Source organism: Sphingomonas sp. 77B, from assembly GCF_056497825.1.
The window spans coordinates 2431899-2450813 of sequence record NZ_JBWMBY010000001.1 but is presented as its reverse complement, the minus strand read 5'-3'; the positions used below and the strand labels follow the sequence as shown (position 1 = coordinate 2450813).

Below are 18915 nucleotides of genomic sequence, written 5' to 3'. Positions count from 1 at the left end.
GCGCCACCCTAACCGATCACGCGGGGCGATGCGTCCCGCTTCTTGCGGTCAAACCTGAAAGAAGGGTGCCGCGATCTCAGGCGTGACACGCAGCAGGCGGCCGGTGGCGCGGTCGATCAGTGCCCAGGTCGTCACCGCCTGCACCTTCACCCGGCCGTCCGCATCCAGAAAACGGACATGCCGGTCGAAACGCGCGCCCTTGGGCGGGTCGGGCACCCAGGTCTCCGCCGTCACCGTCTCACCCGCCACGACATTGCCGCGATAGTCGATCTCGTGCCGCGTCACGACCCAGACATGGGCCGCGGCATGTTCGGGGGGCACGACCGACTCCCAATGTGCGCCCGCAATCGCCTGAATCCACTGGACCCAGACGGCGTTGTTCACATGGCCCAGCTCGTCGATATGCTCGGGCTGGGCGGTGAAGCTCATGCTGAAACGGCTCATGCCTGTTCGTCCGATTCCCTGTATCGCAGCCACAAGGCGCGCACGCCCCAGCCGATCGCGGCGGCGACCATGACCAGCCCGGCCGCCATCAATATGTGCGGCAGTGTCGGGCGATAGCGCGCGGCGAGTTCGTGAAACGCCTCGCCGAACAGATAACCGATGCCGGTGAAGATCGCTGCCCAGCACACGGCGGACGCGGCATTGACCGCGACGAACAGCCGGGTCGACACATGGCTGGTGCCCAGTGCCACGGGGCTGATCGTGCGCAGGCCATAGAGAAAGCGGAAGGCGAAGATGAAGCCGACCGGGTAACGCTCCATCAGCTTCGTGACGCGCGCATAGACCCGCCGCTTGCGCAACTTGGCCACCCAGCGCCCGTCGCGCGCGCGGCGGCCGATGGTGAAGAAGATCTGGTCCGCCAGGAACGACCCGATCGCGGCAGCGAAGAAGGCGGCGGGCCAGGCGACCAGCCCCTGATGCGACAGGATGCCGCCCGTCACCACCGCCGTCTCACCCTCCAGCCCGGCGCCGAGTGCGATGGCCGCCACGCCGTAGCGCGCGACGATCGCCTCTATGCTCAGGATTCGACTCCCATCTGCCACAGGATGAAGGCGTGCTCCTCCGCGCCTTCGCGCAAGGACTCGAACCGGCCGGACTTGCCGCCATGCCCGGCGCCCATATTGGTCTTGAGCAGCAGCAGGTTGTCATCGGTCTTGACGCTGCGCAGGCGGGCCGCCCATTTGGCGGGCTCCCAATAGGTGACGCGCGGATCGTTCAGCCCGCCCGAGATGAACATCGGCGGATAGGCCTGGGGCTTCACATTGTCATAGGGGCTGTAGCTGCGGATCAGCTCGAACGCCGCCTTGTCCTCGATCGGGTTGCCCCATTCGGGCCACTCACCCGGCGTCAGCGGCAGTTCGGCATCCATCATCGTGTTGAGCACGTCGACGAACGGCACGTCGGCGATGACCGCGCCCCACAGCTCCGGGTCCGAATTGACCACCGCGCCCATCAGCTCGCCCCCCGCCGAGCGGCCCGCAATCGCGATCTGGCCCTTGCTCGTCCAGCCTCCCTCGATCAGGCCCTTCGCCACGTCGACGAAATCGTGGAAGGTGTTGGTGCGCTTTTCCAGCTTGCCGTCCAGATACCATTGCTGGCCCAGATCGTCGCCGCCGCGGATATGCGCGATGGCATAGGCGAAACCGCGGTCGAGCAGGCTCATCCGCCCCGTCGAGAAACCCGGCGGAATGGCATAGCCGTAGGCGCCGTACGCATAGAGGAACAGCTTGCCCGATCCGTCGCGCGGAAAGTCCTTCGGGTAGACGATCGACACCGGCACCAGCGTTCCGTCGCGGGCAGGAATCTTCAGCCGCTCGGTGCGGTACATGTCGCCATCATAGCCCGACGGGATTTCCTGCACCTTCAGCACGGTCAGCCCGCCGGTCGCCACGTCATAGTCATAGACGGTGCCCGGCGTGACCATCGATTCGTAACCCAGGCGCAAGGTCGACACGTCATATTCGGGATTGTCGCCCAAACCCGCCGTATAGCTCGCCTCGGGAAAGTCGATCCGCTGCGCTACGGTCGGCGTGTCGTAGCGGTGGATGGCGATGCGATCCAAACCGTCCTCACGCCCCTCGACGACGAAGAAGTCCTTATAGCACTCCACCCCGGTCATGTAGAAATGCGGGTTGGGTGCGATCAGTTCGTGCCACTCGCCGGGATTGTCGATCGAGGCGGTGCACAGGCGGAATTGCGGGTCGACGTCGTTGGTGTGGATGAACAGCGTGCCGTCATGCTCGTCCACGTCATATTCGCGGCCTTCCTGACGAGGCGCGACCAGGATCGGTTCGGCGAAGACATTGTCGGCAGGCAGCAGCCGCACCTCGCTGGTGACATGGTCGCCGGTCGCGATCACGATCCAGTTGCGCGCCGAGGTCTCGGCGATGGCGACGCGGTAACCCTCGTCATCCTCGTGGAACAGCTCGACATCCTCGGCGACCGGCGTGCCCAGCCGGTGGAACCGCGCATTGTCGGTGCGCCACTGCGCATTCGCCACGCCGTAGAGAAAGCCGCTATCGTCGGCGATCCAGACGATCTCGGACAACATGCCGGGGATGACGTCGGGCAGGTGGTCGCCGGTGGTCAGGTCTTTGACCCGCACCTCGAAGCGTTCGGAACCGTTGTCGTCGATCGCATAGGCCAGATAACGGCCATTGTTGCTGATCGAGAAGGCGCCCAGCCGGAAATATTCCTTGCCCTCGGCCAGCGCCGGTTCGTCGAGCAGCAGTTCGTCCGCGCCGCCCGTCACCGGCTTGCGCCACCATTTGCGATACTGGCCGCCCGTCTCGAACCCGGTCCAGTAGATCCAGTCGCCGTCCTTTTGCGGAACCGAGGACTCATCCTCCTTGATCCGCCCCTTCATCTCTTCGTACAGCCGGTCGATCAGCGGCTGGCGCGGGGCCATAACCGCTTCGAAATAGGCATTCTCCGCCTCGACATAGGCGAGGACGTCCTTGTCCTCGACCTCCGGATAGGCGGGGTCCTTCAGCCAGGCATAGGGGTCGGTGATCGTGATCCCGTGCGCGGTGAAGCTGTGGGGACGGGTTTCGGCAATGGGCGGCGTCGGCGCGGCGGGTTCGGTCATCGCCCGGATGTAGCTAGGCTTGGGCCCCGCCGGAAGGGGTGGCCCATGGTTTCTCCCACGCCACCCTCCGTTCGCGTGGACCTACCCCCGTTCAGCCTGAGCGAAGTCGAAGGCCAAGGGATGCCCTTTGTGGCAGAGCGTGGAACGTGCGCTTCGACTTCGCTCAGCGTGAACGGCTGTTGGGCAGGCTGAACGGAGGGTGGGGTTGCGTGAACGGCCGTTGGGCTACTTCGCCTTCCACCCGTCCGCCAGCGTCCAGCGATCCCGCCAGTGCAGGACGGGCGTCTCGCCCTCCCAGTCCACCGGCAACCAGACATAGCGCCCGTCGATCGCATTTTCGGGCCGCCAGCGATCGGCCATGAAGATGAAGCGCGGCTCGCCCCCCGGCCGTTCGGGCGGCAGCGGCAGGACGAAGGTGGATTGCGAGTGGAAGGTCGTCTTGCGGTCCTCCTCGCTGCCGCGCACCGGATTGCCCAGCGAACGCCACGGCCCCGTCACCTTGTCCGCGACATAGACCCGCCCCGGATTGGGTCGCCAGCCGGTCAGGCCGGAGGCGAACATGTAATAGCGCCCCTTGGCCTTGAAGAGCGCGGGTGCCTCGTTGCCGCCATCGGGCAGCGCGCGGACATAATAGCCGTCATGGCGGGTCCAGTCGGCGGCCAGCCGTGCGATCTGGAGCGTGTCATTTTCTTCCGACGCATAGACATGCCAGGCCGTATCGCCATCGACGAAGACCGTCATGTCGCGCGCCATCTGGCCACCGGCAAAGTCGCGCGCCAATGTCGTGCCGGGCGCCTTGTCCTCCGGCGTCGCATTGGCGGGCCAAATACCCGGATTGACCCTCCCTGCGCGCAGGAAGCGGAACGGCCCCTGCGGCCGGTCGGCGACCGCGACGCCCGCCTGCGCCGCACCGTAGCCGCGCCCCTTCAGCTCCAGGTGGAACCACATCACGAACTTTCGGGTGCGCGGGTTGTAGACGACCTTGGGCCGCTCCAGGATGCAGCCGCGCGTGATCGGGCTGGCCGGATCGTCAGATACGGGGAGCGCGATCCCCTCGTCGCGCCAGTGCACCAGATCGGTCGAGCTATAGGCATGGACGCCGACCAGCGCGCTATTGCCCCCCTCGCCCGCCGTCTTGTGCTCGCCATGCCACCACCAGCGCCCGCCATGGCGCAGCATCCCGCCGCCATGCGCGTTGATCGCGACGCCGCTGGTGTCGTTCCACACCTCGCCGGGGCGAAACGCCTCGGGCCGTGCCGCCCGCGCCATGCCGCCGCCGACCAACGCCGCCGCGCCCGCCCCCACCAAGATGCTCCGCCGATCGATCGTCATGCAAAACCCTCCCACATGGCTCGCGCAGGATCGTATATCGTCTGACAAATGGATCAAGCCCCCGGTGACAGGCTCGACGCTGTTCGAGCATAGGGCTAGACCGGCCGCGTTTCCCATTGCTGTCAGGCCGTACCATGTCTCATTCCGCCCGCCTTTCCGCCCTTCGCACCCAGTTGGCCGCCCAGCGGCTCGACGGCTTCGTCGTGCCGCTGACCGACGAGCACATGAGCGAATATGTCGGCGACTATGCGCAACGGCTGGGCTGGCTGACCGGGTTCGGCGGCTCGGCGGGGTCGGCGGTGGTGCTGGCGGACAAGGCGGCGATCTTCACCGACGGGCGTTATACGCTGCAGGTGCGCGAGCAGGTGTCGGGGGAGGACTATGCCTATATCCCCGTGCCGCAGGACAGCGTGGCGGGCTGGCTGGGTCGCGAGACGGCGGCGGGGCAGCGGATCGGCTACGACCCGTGGCTGCACACCCGCCAGCAGGTCGCGGACATGACCGCCGCGCTGGCCGATCGCGATGCCGAACTGGTCGCGGTCGCGTCCAACCCGATCGACGCGGTGTGGACCGACCGCCCCGCCCCCTCGCCCGCCGTGCTGACGGTCCAGGACGATGCGGTGGCGGGCGAGAGTTCGGCCGCCAAGCGTGCGCGGATCGGCGAATGGCTGGCCGAACAGCGCGCCGATGCGGTGGTGCTGTCGGCGCTCGACTCGATCGCCTGGGCGCTCAACGTGCGCGGCACCGATGTCGCGCATACGCCGGTCGCTTTGTCCTATGCCATCGTCCATGCGGACGGCGAGACCGACCTGTTCGTGTCCCCTCAGAAGATCACGCCCGAGGTACGCGCGCATCTGGGCAATGCGGTGCGGCTGCACGACCGCGCGGCATTCGAGGGGTATCTGACCGGCTTTGCGGGCAAGCGCGTGGTCGCCGATCCCGAACGCGCGGTGGCGGCGATCGCGCAAGCGCTGGAGGCGGGCGGGGCCAAGGTGCTGGCGCTTCGCGATCCGGTGGTGCTGACCAAGGCGATCAAGAACCCCGCCGAGGTCGCCGGGCACCGCGCCGCCTCGATTCGCGACGGCGCGGCGATGGTACGCTTCCTGCGCTGGGTGGAAGAGGAATGCCCCAAGGGCGGGCAGACCGAACTCTCCGCCGCCGCACGGTTGCTCGCGTGCCGTGAGGCGACGGGGTTGCTCAAGGACACCAGCTTCTCGACCATCTCGGCGACCGGGGCGCATGGCGCGAGCCCGCATTACCACGTCACCGAGGAGTCGAATGCGGCAATCGAATTGGGGCAGCTGTTCCTGATCGACTCCGGCGGGCAATATCAGGACGGCACCACCGACATTACCCGCGTCATGCCGATCGGCGAGCCGACGGCGGAAATGCGCGACCGCTTCACCCGCGTGCTGAAGGGGCATATCGGGCTGGCGACGGCGGTGTTCCCGGACGGTACGCTGGGCGGACATCTGGATTCGCTGGCGCGGCGACCGCTTTGGGAGGTCGGGCTGGACTATGCGCATGGCACCGGCCACGGCGTCGGCGCCTATCTGTCGGTGCATGAGGGGCCGCAGCGTATCGCCGCGCCCAACTATCCCGGCGGCGCGGCGATGGAGCCGCTGCGCGCGGGCATGATGTTGTCCAACGAGCCGGGTTATTACAAGGCGGGCGAGTACGGCATCCGCATCGAGAATCTGGTGCTGGTCGAACCGCGCACCATCGCGGGGGCGGATCGCGACATGCTGGGCTTCGAGACGCTGACCCTGTGCCCGATCGAGCGGACGCTGATCGTGGCGGACCTGCTGACGGCGGGAGAGCGGGACTGGCTCAACGCCTATCATGCGCGGGTGGCGGAGATTCTGGCGCCGGAGCTGGAGGGCGCGGATCGCGACTGGCTGCTGGAGAAGTGCGCGGCGATCTGATTTTTCACGCGAAGCCGCGAGGGCGCGAAGAGAAAGAAGATTGTTCGCGCGGAGACGCGGAGACGCGGAGGCGCGGAGGTGTCTCGCTTGCCGCGCCAGCGGCCCTTCTATCTCGGGCGTTGACGAATAGAGGGCGCTGCGCGCGGCCTAATTTCTCTGCGTCCTCCGCGCCTCTGCGCGAACCCATCTTCTTCTCCGCGCCTCCGCGTCTCCGCGCGAATCAAAGCTCTTCGCGTCATCGCGGCTTCGCGTGAACAAAAACGCCGCGCGGGAGGGCCTCCCACGCGGCGTTTGGCGCACCTCCCGCGCCACAGGAACTGGACCCCGGCCTTCGCCGGGGAACAGATCAGCGCCCCAACAGCACCCGTGCCTGCCCTGCGATCTGGGCCAGCATCGCGGCGTTGGGCTGGGCGGCCAGGCGGGCGCGGTCGATCACCGCCTTGAACTGGCCCACCCGCGCGGCATTGCGCTCCAGCCAGGCCTCGACCGCCGCTTCGGGGTCGGTCGTCCCCGCACGGCCGAGGAAGTCGAGCCGCTGCTGCTGGAAATCGCGCGCGAGGCCCGCGATCAGCAAACGCTCCCACGGATCGCTGGGGCTGATCCGCGCCGCCTGGCCCTGCGCCCAGTCGAGGCCTAGCGCCTGACCCAGACGGGTGAAGGCGTGGGTCAGCCGTGTCTCGTCGAGCGACAGACGCTGGCCCAGATCGGCCAGACCCACCGCGCCGTCGAGTTCGGACACGCGCACCACCCGCGCCGCGAGATCGGCCGGAGCCCCGGCTTCCTCCAGCGCCGCGACGACGCGCGCACTCTGCGCCTTGGCCTCGTCACGCAGCAGCGCGGGCGTTTCCGCCGCCAGCCGTGCGATTCCGGGCTGCAGCCGCTCCAGCGCCGCGCCCGGCGAGGTGCCCGCAGGCATGGAGCGCAACAGGTCGGCGATCTGCGACCGCGTGGCGCGCGCCACCTCGTCGAACAGCGCGATCCGCGCAGCTTCGGGCATCGCCGCCGTCTCGATCGCGGTCCACAGCGCAGGCAGGTCGAACAGCCGCTCGACCACGACGAACATCGCCGCGATATCGGCCATCGCCGCCCCCTCTTCCTCCGCCAGTTCGAACGGGTGGAGGATGCCCATCCGGTTGACGATTCGGTTGGCGAGCTTGGTGGCGACGATCTCACCGCGCAAGCGATGCTGGTCGATCGCCTCGCCGAACTGCTCCTGCATTGCGGGCGGGAAGGCCGCGCGCAGATCGGGAAGCAGTTCATCGTCGAGCGCGAGCGGGCTGTTCTCGATCGCGTCCTGCAGCGTCAGCTTGGCCGTCGCCAGCAGCACGGCGAGTTCAGGCCGGGTCAGCGCGATGCCGTCCTGCCCGCGCCGCAGCAGCACGTCGTTGCTGCCCAGCCCCTCGACCACGCGGTCGAGCCGCCCGGCGCTCTCGAAGATTTCGATGACGCGGACATAGCTCGGCATCGCGCCCGCCCCGTCGGCCTCGGCGATCGACAGGCCCAGCGTCTGGAGCCGGTTATCCTCCAGCACGATATGCGCCACGTCATCGGTCATCGCGGCGAGCAGCGTGTTGCGGTCGCCCTCCGCCAGACGGCCCTCGATCATCTCGCGGTTGAGCGCGATCTTGATGTTGACCTCGTTATCCGAGCAGTCGACGCCCGCCGAATTGTCGATGAAGTCGGTGTTGATCCGTCCGCCCCGCTCGGCAAAGGCGATGCGCGCGGCCTGGGTCACGCCCAGATTCGCGCCTTCGCCGATCGCCGTGACGCGCAGATCCTCGGCATCGACGCGCAAGCGGTCATTGGCCGGATCGCCGACCTGGACGTTATTCTCCGCCGCCGCCTTGATGTAGGTGCCGATGCCACCGAACCAGAGCAGATCGGCCGGGGCCTTCACGATCGCCGAGATCAGCGCGGTCGGTTCCAGCGAGGTGGCGGTGATGCCCAGCGCCTCGCGGATTTCGTCCGACAGCGGGATGGTCTTGGCCGAGCGCGGGAAGACGCCGCCACCGGGCGAGATCAGGCTGGTGTCGTAATCCGCCCAGCTCGACCGGGGGAGCGCGAACATGCGCGCCCGCTCGTCCCAGCTCGTCGCGGGATCGGGATTGGGATCGAGGAAGATGTGGCGATGGTCGAACGCGGCGACCAGCTTGATCGCCTTCGACAGGAGCATCCCGTTGCCGAACACGTCGCCCGACATATCGCCGCAGCCGACGACGCGGATGGACTGCGTCTGCACGTCCACGCCGCGCTCGGCAAAGTGACGCTGCACCGAGACCCAGGCGCCCTTGGCGGTGATGCCCATCGCCTTGTGATCGTAACCCTGGCTGCCCCCGGAGGCGAAGGCGTCGCCCAGCCAGAAGCCGCGCTCCAGCGCCAGCGCATTGGCGACGTCGGAAAAGGTCGCGGTGCCCTTGTCGGCGGCGACCACGAAATAGGGGTCCTCGCCGTCCAGCACGCGCACGCCGTCCGGGTGCACCACCGCACCCTCGACGATATTGTCGGTGATCGACAGCAGCGCGCGGATGAACACGCGGTAGCTTTCCTTGCCCTCGGCGGCCCAGCCGTCACGGTCGGTGACGGGCGAGGGCAGCTGCTTGGGATAGAAGCCGCCCTTGGCGCCGGTCGGCACGATGACGGCGTTCTTCACCCGCTGCGCCTTCATCAGGCCCAGGATTTCGGTGCGGAAGTCATCGCGACGATCCGACCAGCGCAGGCCGCCACGCGCGACGGGTCCGGCGCGCAGGTGGATGCCCTCGACGCGCGGGGAATAGACCCACACCTCGCGCCACGGCAGCGGCGCAGGCAGGCCCGGAATCTGGTGGCTGTCCAGCTTGAACGCCAGCGCCTCCTTGCCCGCCTCGGCAAAGGCGTTGGTGCGCAGCGTGGCGGCGATCATGTCGCGGAAGCTGCGCAGGATACGGTCGTCGTCGATCGCCGACACCGCATCGAGGCCAGCCGCGATGGCCGCATCGGCCGCCGCGATATCGCCCTTCGCCATCGGATCATGCGCGGCGGTGAACCGCTCGATCAGCGCGGTCGCCAGCTTGGGCGCGCGGCGCAGCGCATCGACCACCGTGGTCAGGCCGTAAGGCAGCCCGGCCTGGCGCAGATAGCGGAACCAGGCGCGGAACAGCACCACCGCCTGCGGGCTGAGCCCGACATCGACGATCAGGCGGTTGAACGCGTCATTCTCCGCCGCGCCTTCCAGCACCGCCGCGATCGCGCCCTCCAGCACCGCCGCGCCCTTGGGCTCGGTGGTCGCCTCGGTCTCGACGATGAAGTCGTGAACGAAGGGATCAGCATCGTCGCGCAGCCGCGTCGGAAGCTCGCCGATCACGCGGAAGCCGAAATTCTCCAGCACCGGCACCGCGTCCGACAAGGGCAGCGCGCCGTTCAGCTTGTAGATCTTCAGCTGGCGGTCCTGCCCCGGCTGGACCGGGAACAGGCGAACCGAGCGGCTGTTCTCGTCCTCCAGCGCGGCCAGCCGCAGGATATCGGCAGCGGCTTCGGCCGCGTCGCTGACATTGCGGTAATTGGTCGGGAAGCCATTGGCCCAGCGCAGCGCCAGACGCGCGGCACGGGGGGCTGGCACCTGCTCGGCCAGCGCCGCCTCGACATCGGGCATCCAGCCGCGCACCATCTTGCGCAACCGCTCGGACAGTGCCGCCGTATCGGGCAGGCGGCCGTCCTGGCGCAGATCGATGGTGTAGCGGATCAGCGCGACGACGCCGTCCTCCAGCGCGATCGACCAGTTGAGCAGCGAGCCATTGGCGGCCTCGCCCAGCATATCGCCGATCGCGACGCGGCGCGCGGTGGTCAGCTCGTCGCGCGGCAGCCAGACGAAGGCGAACAGATGCCGCTGCAAGACCGAGCGGATCAGCACCAGCTCGGGCCGCGGCCGGTCGGCCAGCGACATGGCGGTCAGCGCCAGCTGCTCCAGCGCCTCGGCCGGGAAGGCCGTCACCAGATCATGCGGCAGCGCGGTCAGCGCATGGGTCAGCGCCTTGCCGGTATGGCCGCGCGGGTCGAAACCGAACTTGGCCTGGAGCGCCGCCAGACGCGTGCGAAGCACCGGCACCTCATGCGGCGGGCTGGCGAGCGCGGCACTGGTCCACAGCCCGGCATGGATGGACAGGCCGACGATACGCCCGCCCTCGATCACCGGCACCAGCACGAGGTCGAGCGGCACCGAGCGGTGGACGGTCGAGATCGCATTGGACTTGAGCAGCAGCGGCGCCGCGCCGCCCTCGACGAAATAGTCCAGCGCACGCTGGCGCGAGGTATCGGCAAGCAGCGGCACCTTGTGCGGTGTGCGCGCCACGCCCAGCGCCGGGGCCTCGCGGCCGTCCTCGTACCATTTTTCATGGCCGAGCAGCGTCAGCTTGCCGTTCAGGAACCACAGCAGGAGCGCGGCGCCCTCGCCATTCTTCTCGCCCAGCGTGGTCGCGTCGGCGGCCAGCGCATCCTGCAACCCCGACCAGTCGGCCACGGCGGCGCGGACATCGGCCAGAACGCCACGCAGATCATCGACCAGACCGCGCCGGTCGCGCGCATCCGCGCGCTCCATTTCCAGATAGATGAAGGATTCGGACTTTCCGCCCGTACCGATTCCCTGAAGCTGTCCCTCCGCATCGCGGGTAACGGGCAGCACGGGGTGGATCACGCGGTCGATCGCGATCCCGTCCGCCCCGACCATCGCAGCGATCGAATCGACCAGGAAGGGCATGTCGTCATTGACGATGGCCAGGCGCATCCGGCGATGCGTGTCGTCGCCCGACATCGGCTCCAGCGCGATCGACGGCTCTCCCGGCGAGCGCTGTTGTGCCACGCCCGCGACGAAGGCCGCCGCAGCAGCCACCTCCGCGGGGCCGAACCCCTGCAACTCCGCCGGAAGGGCGCCCTGGGTCAGCCGCGCGGCAATCGCGTCGGCCATCGGATGCGACATATTCGGTGCCATGGCGCCAAGTCCTAGGCCCGGCTTTCGCGCCGCTCAACCCTTTGCAAGCTGAGAAAAGATGTTGCGCCGCAGCGCAACTTTCATTGCGAGGCGCGCAATACCCTGTCGACAAGACGCGCGTCCCCGACCACCGATCCGGTGATGGCAACGCTACCATCCTCGGCAACGCGCCCGACCAGCACGACCGGCGTCCCCGGCGGCGCGTCCAGCGGCCACTCGACACGCCCAAGCGAGCGAGGATCTTCACCCGACGTCGACGCCGGCCGATTCCACAAGGCCGCAGCCGAGCCCGGCGGCGGCGCCTGCGTCACCGCGGCGGCCGAATCGAGCAATTCCGAATCTAGCGACGCCTGCAACAACGGATCGGCCAGTTCCTTCCAGCTCAGGACGCCGTGGATGAAGTCGATCATCAGCCCGTCGGACGAATAGGGCAGCAGGATACCACGGTACAACGTCATCCGTCCGCGGGCGTTGACGAACTCGGCCTCGAACCCCGTCGGCACCTGGTCGGCCAGCACATGGTCGAAATGCCGGGTCAACCGCGCCAGCAGCGACGCCTCGGGCAGCTCGCCGATCCGCGTCGGCCGCGCCGTCGTGCCGCACTCGTCGCGCAGCGCCTGGCCGATATAGGCGATCGCCGGGTCGATCCGATCGCCGCGAAAATCCAGCAGCACCGAATTGGCGGCAAAATCCCCGATCGCCTCGGTATCCAGCGCCCGGATCGACGGAAAGCGCGCCTCCCCCGACAGCGAAACCCAGTGGTGATAGGCCCGCGCATGAAGCCGCCGCTCCACTCCACCCAGCCGCTGGAGTGCATCCTCCGGCCCGTCCGTCAACGGATAGTCCGCCGGACGCTCCGGAACAGGCTCCGCGGAATGCTGGGGTTCACGGTTCATGACGGTCTTCCTGGCCATGCTCCCATCATGCCCCCGCATAGTTAACCACTCGTAAAGATCGCCCCGACGCTCACAAGCCGCTTGCCAGCCCCCAACCGACCTGTTAAGCGCGCCCACCTGACCGGACACCAGCCGGTTCACGAGACGGGCCGCTTTAGCTCAGCTGGTAGAGCATCGCATTCGTAATGCGGGGGTCACAGGTTCGAGTCCTGTAAGCGGCACCATCCTTCCAAATTCTCCGAATCTTAAGTCCGGCGGAAAGCCAGGACTTTCTGTCGTCGACAGCGCGATGACGAAGTCTTGGCCTCTCCGGGCGTCGTGGTGCGCCCTGCCCCCTTACAGTTCCCAAGCGCCGATCTTTCAGATCAGGATGCGATCATCGCATCGCAAGTCCGGCTCGATGGTGCGCAGGCGAAGGACGGATCGGGTTCGACCGCTTCGCCGACGATCAGCATGGCGGGATCTTGGGCGCTGATCGCCTCGACCAGAAAGGCGAGCGATGACAGCCGCCCGCGGATGATCCGCTCGTTCGGCAGCGAGGCGTTGACCACGACCAAAACCGGCGTGTCGGGGCCGCGCCCGGCGGCGACCAGTTGCCGGGCCACGGTCGCCGCCGCCGCGCGGCCCATATAGATGGCGAGCGTGGAATCGTTCGCGGCCAGCCCCTGCCAGTCGAGGTCGAGCGTCGCGCCCGCCTGGGCATGGGCCGTGACCAGGGTCAGGCGGCGCGCCACGCCGCGCAGCGTCAGGCTGGTCCCCGCAGAGGCGACGGCGGCGCTGGCGGCGGTGATGCCGGGGCAGATCCGCACCGATATGCCCGCCGCGCGGCAGGCGGTGACTTCCTCCGCCGTGCGCCCGAAGATCGCCGGGTCGCCGCCCTTCAGCCGGACGACGCGCTTGCCCTTCAGCGCCGCGGCGACGATCAGCGCGTCGATCGTCCGCTGGTCCCTGGAATGACGGCCCGAGCGCTTGCCGACGCTGATCCGCTCGGCATGGGGGGCGATCAGGTCGAGGATGCCGGGGCCGACCAGCGCGTCGTAGAAGACGATGTCCGCCGCCGCGATCAGCCGCGCGGCCTTGCGCGTGAGGAGGTCGGGATCGCCCGGTCCTGCGCCGACCAGCCAGACCGAGCCGGCGGGAAAATCGTCATGCGGCATGGTTCTTCTCCTCGGCGAGCAGGCGGGCGAGCGCGGGGCGGCACGATCCGCAATTGGTGCCCGCGCCCAAGGCGGTCCCGATCGCGGCGACATCGGCCAGCCGCTGGTCGCGGATCGCCGCGACGATGGTGCGCATCCCGATATCGAAACAGGCGCAGACGATCGCACCGCGATCCGCCTGCACTCCCGGCGCCCGTCCGGCGAGCAAAGTTGGCGCGGCCTCCGCCTCGCCCAGCTGTGCGATCAGCCAGTCGCGGCTGGGCAATTCGCCGCGCTCGGTCACGAACAGCGCGGCGACCAGCCGTCCGCCCGACAGAATCGCGACTCGCCTGGTGCCGCGGGCGGCGTCGATCGCCTCGATCCGCTCGCCAGCGGGAAGGCTCGCCTCCAGCTTCGCCGGATCGCCATCGCCCGCAAGTTCCCAAAGGCTGCCCGCCGGAACCGCGACGCGCGTCGCCCAGAGACATTGGGGCGTGCGAACCGGCTCGCCCGCGACGATCAGGAAGCCGCGCCAGCGCGCCGCGACCGCCGCCAGCCGCGCTGGGGTCTGCTTGAAGCCCGGCTGGCCCGACACCGGATCGACCAGCGGACGCGGCAACAGGCCGGTTCGCCCGCCGCTCGACGTGCGATCCGTCCAGTGGATCGGGGTGAAGATCTCCCCCCGCCGCTGCGCAGGCGTCACGCGTACGCGGTAGAGGCTATCCCCCTGCGGCGTCGCCACTCGCGCCAGTCCGCCATCGGTGACGCCCAGCTGCGCGGCATCGTCGGGATGCACCTCGACCAGTGGCTCCTCGCGGTGACGGGCCAGTTTGGGCGCCAGGCCGGTGCGGGTCATGCTATGCCACTGGTCGCGATACCGCCCGGTGTTCAGCGTCAGCGGCCAGGCGGCGAGCGGGCCGGAAATCGCCTTTTGCCTGACCGTCACCAGCCGCGCGCGGCCATCGGGGGTCGGGAAGCGGCCATCGGCGAAGGGGGTGCCGCCCCAGCGGAACGGCGTCATCGCGTCATAATTGGCATTGCCCGCGCTTGATCGGCCGGGCAGCGCGAAGAGGCGCGCGCCGTCATTCTCATAGGCCGACAAACGGCAATGCTCGCGCCAGATCTCGGCGGGGCGGTCATAGGCGAAGGCGGTCTTCCAGCCCATGCGGCGGCTGACCTCCTTGACGATCCACCAGTCGGGCTTCGCCTCGCCGGGCAGCGGGAAGAGCGCGCGCTGGCGGCTGATCGTGCGGTCGGAATTGGTGACGGTCCCGTCCTTCTCGCCCCAGGCGGCGGCGGGCAGGCGGACATGGGCAAAGGCGGACGTATCGGTGTCGGCGATCACGTCGCTGACCACCACGAAGGGACAGGCGGCCAGCGCTTCGCGTACCTTGCCCGCATCGGGCATCGACACGGCGGGGTTGGTCGCCATCACCCACAGCGCCTTGATCCGGCCCTCTCCGATGCTGCGGAACAGATCGACGGCCTTCAGGCCGGGCTTGTCGGCGATGGTCGGCGCGGCCCAGAAACGCTGGACACGGGCGCGGTTTTCGGGGGCGAAATCCATGTGCGCGGCCAGCGTGGAGGCCAGCCCGCCCACTTCGCGCCCGCCCATCGCATTGGGCTGCCCGGTGATCGAAAAGGGCTGTGCGCCGGGCTTGCCGATGCGGCCCGTGGCGAGATGGACGTTCAGGATCGCATTGACCTGATCGGTGCCGGTCAGCGACTGGTTCACGCCCTGGCTGAACAGGGTGACGGTGCGCGGGGTGGCGGCGAACAGTTCGTAGAAGCGGCGGAGGTCGGCGGGGGGCAGGTCGCAGGTCTTGGCGACCGACCAGAGATCGCTCCCCTCGCCCAACGCTTCCCAGAAATCGGCGGGGATGGACAGGTGATCGGCAAGAAAAGCGGTATCGAGCACCCCCGCCTCGCGGCACCAGGCGAGCAGGCCGTTCATCAGCGCCACGTCGCTGCCGGGGCGCAGCGGCAGATGCAGGTCGGCTTCCTCCGCCGTCTCGGTGCGACGCGGATCGATCACCACCAGCTTGGCACCCGCATCGCACCGGGCGCGGATGCGCTGATAGACGATGGGGTGGCACCAAGCGGTGTTGCTGCCGACCAGCACGATCAGATCGGCGGCGTCGATGTCGTCATACGAGGCGGGCACCACGTCCTCGCCGAACGCGCGGGTGTGGCCCGCCACCGCGCTCGACATGCACAGGCGCGAATTGGTGTCGATGTTCGCCGAGCCGATGAACCCCTTCATCAGCTTGTTGGCGACATAATAGTCCTCGGTCAGCAACTGGCCGGAGACGTAGAAGGCGACGCTGTCGGGGCCATACTGGGCGATGGTGTCGCGAAAGCGTTTCGCCACGAGGTCGAGCGCCTTGTCCCACGACGCGCGGCGCTTGCCGATCATCGGGGTAAGCAGGCGACCTTCGAGGCCGACCGTTTCGCCGAGGTGCGTGCCCTTGGAACAGAGCCTGCCGCGATTGGCGGGGTGGTCGGGGTCGCCCTCGATTTGGACCGTGCGGTCGCCGGTCACGGTTGCGCGGATGCCGCAGCCGACGCCGCAATAGGCGCAGGTGGTGCGGATCGGAGTCAAAGCCCCTCCCCTTCAGGGGAGGGGTTGGGGTGGGGCGGTTCAGCAGGCGCAACGCTTGTGGCGAGGCCCCACCCCCAGCCCCTCCCCTGAAGGGGAGGGGAGAAAACGGCTTCGCTCATCACGCCACCGCCTTCAGGGTGCTGGCGCGGCAGATCAGGACGCGGCCGCCGCTGATCTTCACCGGCACGGTCGGCGTACAGCCCCTGTCCTCGCCCAGCGCCTCGCCAGTCGACAGGCTGATCCGCCAATTGTGCAGCGGACACGCCACCGCGCCGCCATGGACGATGCCCTGGCTCAGCCGCCCATGTTTGTGCGGGCAGCGGTCGAGCAGCGCGAAGACCTTGTTCTCGCCGGTACGGAAGACGGCGATGTCGTGACCGCCCTCGACCTGCACGGTGCGGGCACCGCGCACCGGGATTTCGTTGACCCAGCCGATATCAAGCCAGTCGCCTGCCAAAGAACCAGAGGTCATGCCATTTCCTCCTGCGGCGTGAAGCGCGCCATCGGCGCATGCATTCGGCGTTCCTCGCCCGCCACGCGCGCGGCCCAGGGGTCGTCTTGCGAGAATTGCTGCGAGTAGAAGAAACGGTGCGCCAGCTCGGCGCGCTCCTCTTCATCGGGCAACAGGCGCGACTGGATATAGGCAAGACCCACCCGCTCGATCCACGGCGCGGTTCGCTCCAGATAACGCGCCTCCTCGCGGTAGAGCTGGACGAAAGCGGCGCACATCTCCATCGCCTCGGCTTCGGTCGCCACCTTGCAGAGCAGGTCGGTGGCGCGGACCTTGATCCCGCCATTGCCGCCGACATGGAGTTCGTAGCCCGAATCGACGCAGACCACGCCGAAGTCCTTGATCGTCGCCTCGGCACAGTTGCGCGGGCAACCCGACACCGCGATCTTGAACTTGTGCGGCATCCACGAGCCCCAAGTCGCCCGCTCCAGCTTGACGCCCAGCCCGGTCGAATCCTGCGTGCCGAAGCGGCACCATTCGGAGCCGACACAGGTCTTCACGGTGCGCAGCGACTTGCCATAGGCATGGCCCGAGACCATCCCGGCGGCGTTCAGATCGGCCCAGACGGCGGGCAAATCCTCCTTCCTGATGCCGAAGATGTCGAGCCGCTGGCCGCCCGTCACCTTGACCATCGGCGCATTGAACTTCTCGACCACGTCCGCGATCGCGCGCAGCTCCTTCGGCGACGTGATCCCGCCCCACATGCGCGGCACGACCGAATAGGTGCCGTCCTTCTGGATGTTGGCGTGCATGCGTTCGTTGACGAAGCGGCTCTGCTGGTCGTCGACATATTCGCCGGGCAGCGCGCAGAGCAGATAGTAATTGAGCGCCGGGCGGCAGGACGAACAGCCGTCCGGGGTCGACCAGTGCAGCTTCTGCATCACCTCGGGGATCGACTTCATCCCCTGTGCCACGATCTCGCGGCGGACATCGTCATGGCCGAAGCTGGTGCATTTGCACATGCTCCTTGGCCCGGCCTCGACCTCTCCGCCCAGGCGGATCGACAACAGGCTCTCGACGATGTTGGTGCAAGAGCCGCAGCTTGCCGAGGCCTTGCAGCCGCTCCGTACCGCATCCAGGCTGTGCGCGCCGCCGTCGATGCAGGCGAAGACCTTGCCCTTGGTCACGCCGTTGCAGCCGCAGATTTCCGCATCGTCGGAAAGCGCCGCAACGGCCGCCTTAGGGTCCGCCTGCCCCCCTCCCGAGGCAAAGGCCTGGCCGAAGATCAGCGCGTCGCGAATGTCGCCGACGCTCTCGCCCTTTTTCAGCAGGTCGAAATACCAGTTGCCATCGGCGGTATCGCCGTACAGCACCGCGCCGACGATGCGGTCGTCCTTGACCACCACGCGCTTGTAGATGCCGCGGGCGGCGTCGCGCAGCACGATGTCCTCGGCGCCGTCACCGCCGCCGAAATCGCCCGCCGAAAAGACGTCGAGCCCGGCGACCTTCAGCTTGGTCGCGGTGGCGGTGGGGCGATAGCCAGATGGACTGCCGGTCAGCGCATCGGCGAGGCTGCGGCACATGTCCCAGAGCGGCGCGACCAGGCCGTAGACCTGTCCGTCATGCTCGACACACTCGCCGACCGCCAGGATGCGCGGGTCGGAGGTGACCATGTGGTCGTCGACCTTGATCCCGCGTCCGACCTCCAGCCCCGCCGCACGCGCCAGCGCGACCGAGGGTCGGATGCCGACCGCCATGACGACTAAGTCGGCAGGAATCTCGCGCCCGTCCTTCAGGCGGATCGCCTCCACCTTGCCGTCGCCCAGGATCGCGGCGGTGTCGGCGCCGGTCAGCACGGTCTGGCCGCGCGCCTCCAGCGCCTGCTTCAGCAGCCAGCCCGCCGCCTCGTCCAACTGCCGCTCCATCAGCGTCGGCATCAGGTGGAGGACGGTGACGGTCATGCCGCGAAGCGACAGGCCATGCGCCGCCTCCAACCCCAGCAGGCCGCCGCCGATCACCACCGCGCTGCCACCCCGCTCGGCAGCGGCGAGCATGTGCTCGACATCCTTCATGTCGCGGAAGCTGATGACGCCGGGCAGGTCGTGGCCGGGGACCGGGATGATGAACGGGTCGGAGCCGGTCGCGATCAGCAGCCGGTCATAGTCCAGCACCATGCCGCTCTTGGCGGTGACGGTGCGCGCGTCCCGATCGATCCCGGTGACGGGATCGCCACTGACCAGCGTGATGCCGTTATCTTCATACCAGTCGAGCCCGTTGATGACGATCTCGTCGAACGTCTTCTCACCCGCCAGCACCGGCGACAGCATGATCCGGTTATAGTTCACCAGCGGCTCGGCACCGAAGATGGTGATGCGGTAGCGGGCAGGATCGCGGGCGAGCAATTCCTCGACCGCGCGGCAACCGGCCATGCCGTTGCCGATCACGATCAGGTGCTCGCGGGTATCGACCTTCGCGGGGGTCAGCACTTCGTGTTTCATCGGTTCGATCCGTCGAAGAGGAAA

Annotated in this window: 11 protein-coding genes and 1 tRNA gene; 2 read left to right on the top strand and 10 right to left on the bottom strand. The window is 68.1% G+C overall.

What is annotated here, in order from left to right; translation table 11 throughout:
- Positions 1 to 48: 48 nt before the first annotated feature.
- The 4 genes from AC1GI4_RS11545 to AC1GI4_RS11530 all read right to left on the bottom strand — a co-directional run bounded on the left by AC1GI4_RS11545 (position 49) and on the right by AC1GI4_RS11530 (position 4423).
- Positions 49 to 444 (bottom strand): acyl-CoA thioesterase, encoded by a 396-nt coding sequence (locus AC1GI4_RS11545; RefSeq protein ID WP_479629589.1) that lies wholly within the window; start codon positions 442 to 444, stop codon positions 49 to 51.
- Positions 441 to 1046 carry a DedA family protein gene (locus AC1GI4_RS11540; RefSeq protein ID WP_479629588.1) on the bottom strand — a complete coding sequence of 202 codons (606 nt, stop codon included), beginning with the start codon at positions 1044 to 1046 and terminating at the stop codon, positions 441 to 443. Before AC1GI4_RS11540 ends, AC1GI4_RS11545 begins: the two co-directional genes overlap by 4 nt.
- Positions 1022 to 3091: a S9 family peptidase gene (locus AC1GI4_RS11535; RefSeq protein WP_479629587.1), complete on the bottom strand. Its 2070-nt coding sequence runs from the start codon at positions 3089 to 3091 to the stop codon at positions 1022 to 1024. Before AC1GI4_RS11535 ends, AC1GI4_RS11540 begins: the two co-directional genes overlap by 25 nt.
- Positions 3092 to 3316: 225 nt before the next feature.
- Complete coding sequence (locus AC1GI4_RS11530; RefSeq protein ID WP_479629586.1) at positions 3317 to 4423, bottom strand: glycoside hydrolase family 43 protein; 1107 nt, start codon at positions 4421 to 4423, stop codon at positions 3317 to 3319.
- Between the two features lie 134 nt (positions 4424 to 4557).
- On the opposite strand from AC1GI4_RS11530, the gene AC1GI4_RS11525 reads away from it, so the two are divergent.
- The gene (locus tag AC1GI4_RS11525) at positions 4558 to 6348 is read left to right on the top strand and encodes an aminopeptidase P family protein (protein ID WP_479629585.1); all 1791 of its coding nucleotides are present in this window, start codon (positions 4558 to 4560) and stop codon (positions 6346 to 6348) included.
- 346 nt (positions 6349 to 6694) lie between these two features.
- Here the strand turns inward: AC1GI4_RS11525 and AC1GI4_RS11520 are convergent, their stop codons facing one another.
- On the bottom strand, positions 6695 to 11308 hold the full coding sequence (locus AC1GI4_RS11520) for an NAD-glutamate dehydrogenase (protein WP_479629584.1): 4614 nt from the start codon (positions 11306 to 11308) through the stop codon (positions 6695 to 6697).
- A gap of 80 nt (positions 11309 to 11388) precedes the next feature.
- Positions 11389 to 12204, bottom strand: coding sequence for a hypothetical protein (locus tag AC1GI4_RS11515; protein WP_433909182.1), 816 nt, complete (start codon positions 12202 to 12204; stop codon positions 11389 to 11391).
- Between the two features lie 148 nt (positions 12205 to 12352).
- Here AC1GI4_RS11515 and AC1GI4_RS11510 point away from each other — a divergent pair.
- Positions 12353 to 12428 (top strand) — tRNA-Thr (locus AC1GI4_RS11510).
- Positions 12429 to 12569: 141 nt separating this feature from the next.
- Here AC1GI4_RS11510 and cobA read toward each other — a convergent pair.
- The 4 genes from cobA to nirB form a co-directional block, all read right to left on the bottom strand.
- Entirely contained in the window at positions 12570 to 13361 is a 792-nt protein-coding gene (gene cobA, locus AC1GI4_RS11505; protein WP_479629583.1) for a uroporphyrinogen-III C-methyltransferase, read from the bottom strand.
- Positions 13351 to 15942: a molybdopterin-dependent oxidoreductase gene (locus tag AC1GI4_RS11500; protein ID WP_479629582.1), complete on the bottom strand. Its 2592-nt coding sequence runs from the start codon at positions 15940 to 15942 to the stop codon at positions 13351 to 13353. The genes cobA and AC1GI4_RS11500 overlap by 11 nt, the downstream gene beginning before the upstream one ends.
- Positions 15943 to 16060: 118 nt before the next feature.
- Positions 16061 to 16414 carry a nitrite reductase small subunit NirD gene (gene nirD / locus AC1GI4_RS11495; protein WP_479629581.1) on the bottom strand — a complete coding sequence of 118 codons (354 nt, stop codon included), beginning with the start codon at positions 16412 to 16414 and terminating at the stop codon, positions 16061 to 16063.
- Positions 16411 to 18891: a nitrite reductase large subunit NirB gene (gene nirB / locus AC1GI4_RS11490; protein ID WP_479629580.1), complete on the bottom strand. Its 2481-nt coding sequence runs from the start codon at positions 18889 to 18891 to the stop codon at positions 16411 to 16413. Before nirB ends, nirD begins: the two co-directional genes overlap by 4 nt.
- Between the last annotated feature and the right edge of the window lie 24 nt (positions 18892 to 18915).

What these genes read in the sequence shown, in the direction of transcription:
- AC1GI4_RS11545 (WP_479629589.1), bottom strand. Translation starts at nt 444, where the DNA reads ATGAGCCGTTTCAGCATGAGCTTCACCGCCCAGCCCGAGCATATCGAC.
- AC1GI4_RS11535 (WP_479629587.1), bottom strand. Translation starts at nt 3,091, where the DNA reads ATGACCGAACCCGCCGCGCCGACGCCGCCCATTGCCGAAACCCGTCCC.
- AC1GI4_RS11530 (WP_479629586.1), bottom strand. Translation starts at nt 4,423, where the DNA reads ATGACGATCGATCGGCGGAGCATCTTGGTGGGGGCGGGCGCGGCGGCG.
- AC1GI4_RS11525 (WP_479629585.1), top strand. Translation starts at nt 4,558, where the DNA reads ATGTCTCATTCCGCCCGCCTTTCCGCCCTTCGCACCCAGTTGGCCGCC.
- AC1GI4_RS11520 (WP_479629584.1), bottom strand. Translation starts at nt 11,308, where the DNA reads ATGGCACCGAATATGTCGCATCCGATGGCCGACGCGATTGCCGCGCGG.
- AC1GI4_RS11515 (WP_433909182.1), bottom strand. Translation starts at nt 12,204, where the DNA reads ATGAACCGTGAACCCCAGCATTCCGCGGAGCCTGTTCCGGAGCGTCCG.
- cobA (WP_479629583.1), bottom strand. Translation starts at nt 13,361, where the DNA reads ATGCCGCATGACGATTTTCCCGCCGGCTCGGTCTGGCTGGTCGGCGCA.
- nirD (WP_479629581.1), bottom strand. Translation starts at nt 16,414, where the DNA reads ATGACCTCTGGTTCTTTGGCAGGCGACTGGCTTGATATCGGCTGGGTC.
- nirB (WP_479629580.1), bottom strand. Translation starts at nt 18,891, where the DNA reads ATGAAACACGAAGTGCTGACCCCCGCGAAGGTCGATACCCGCGAGCAC.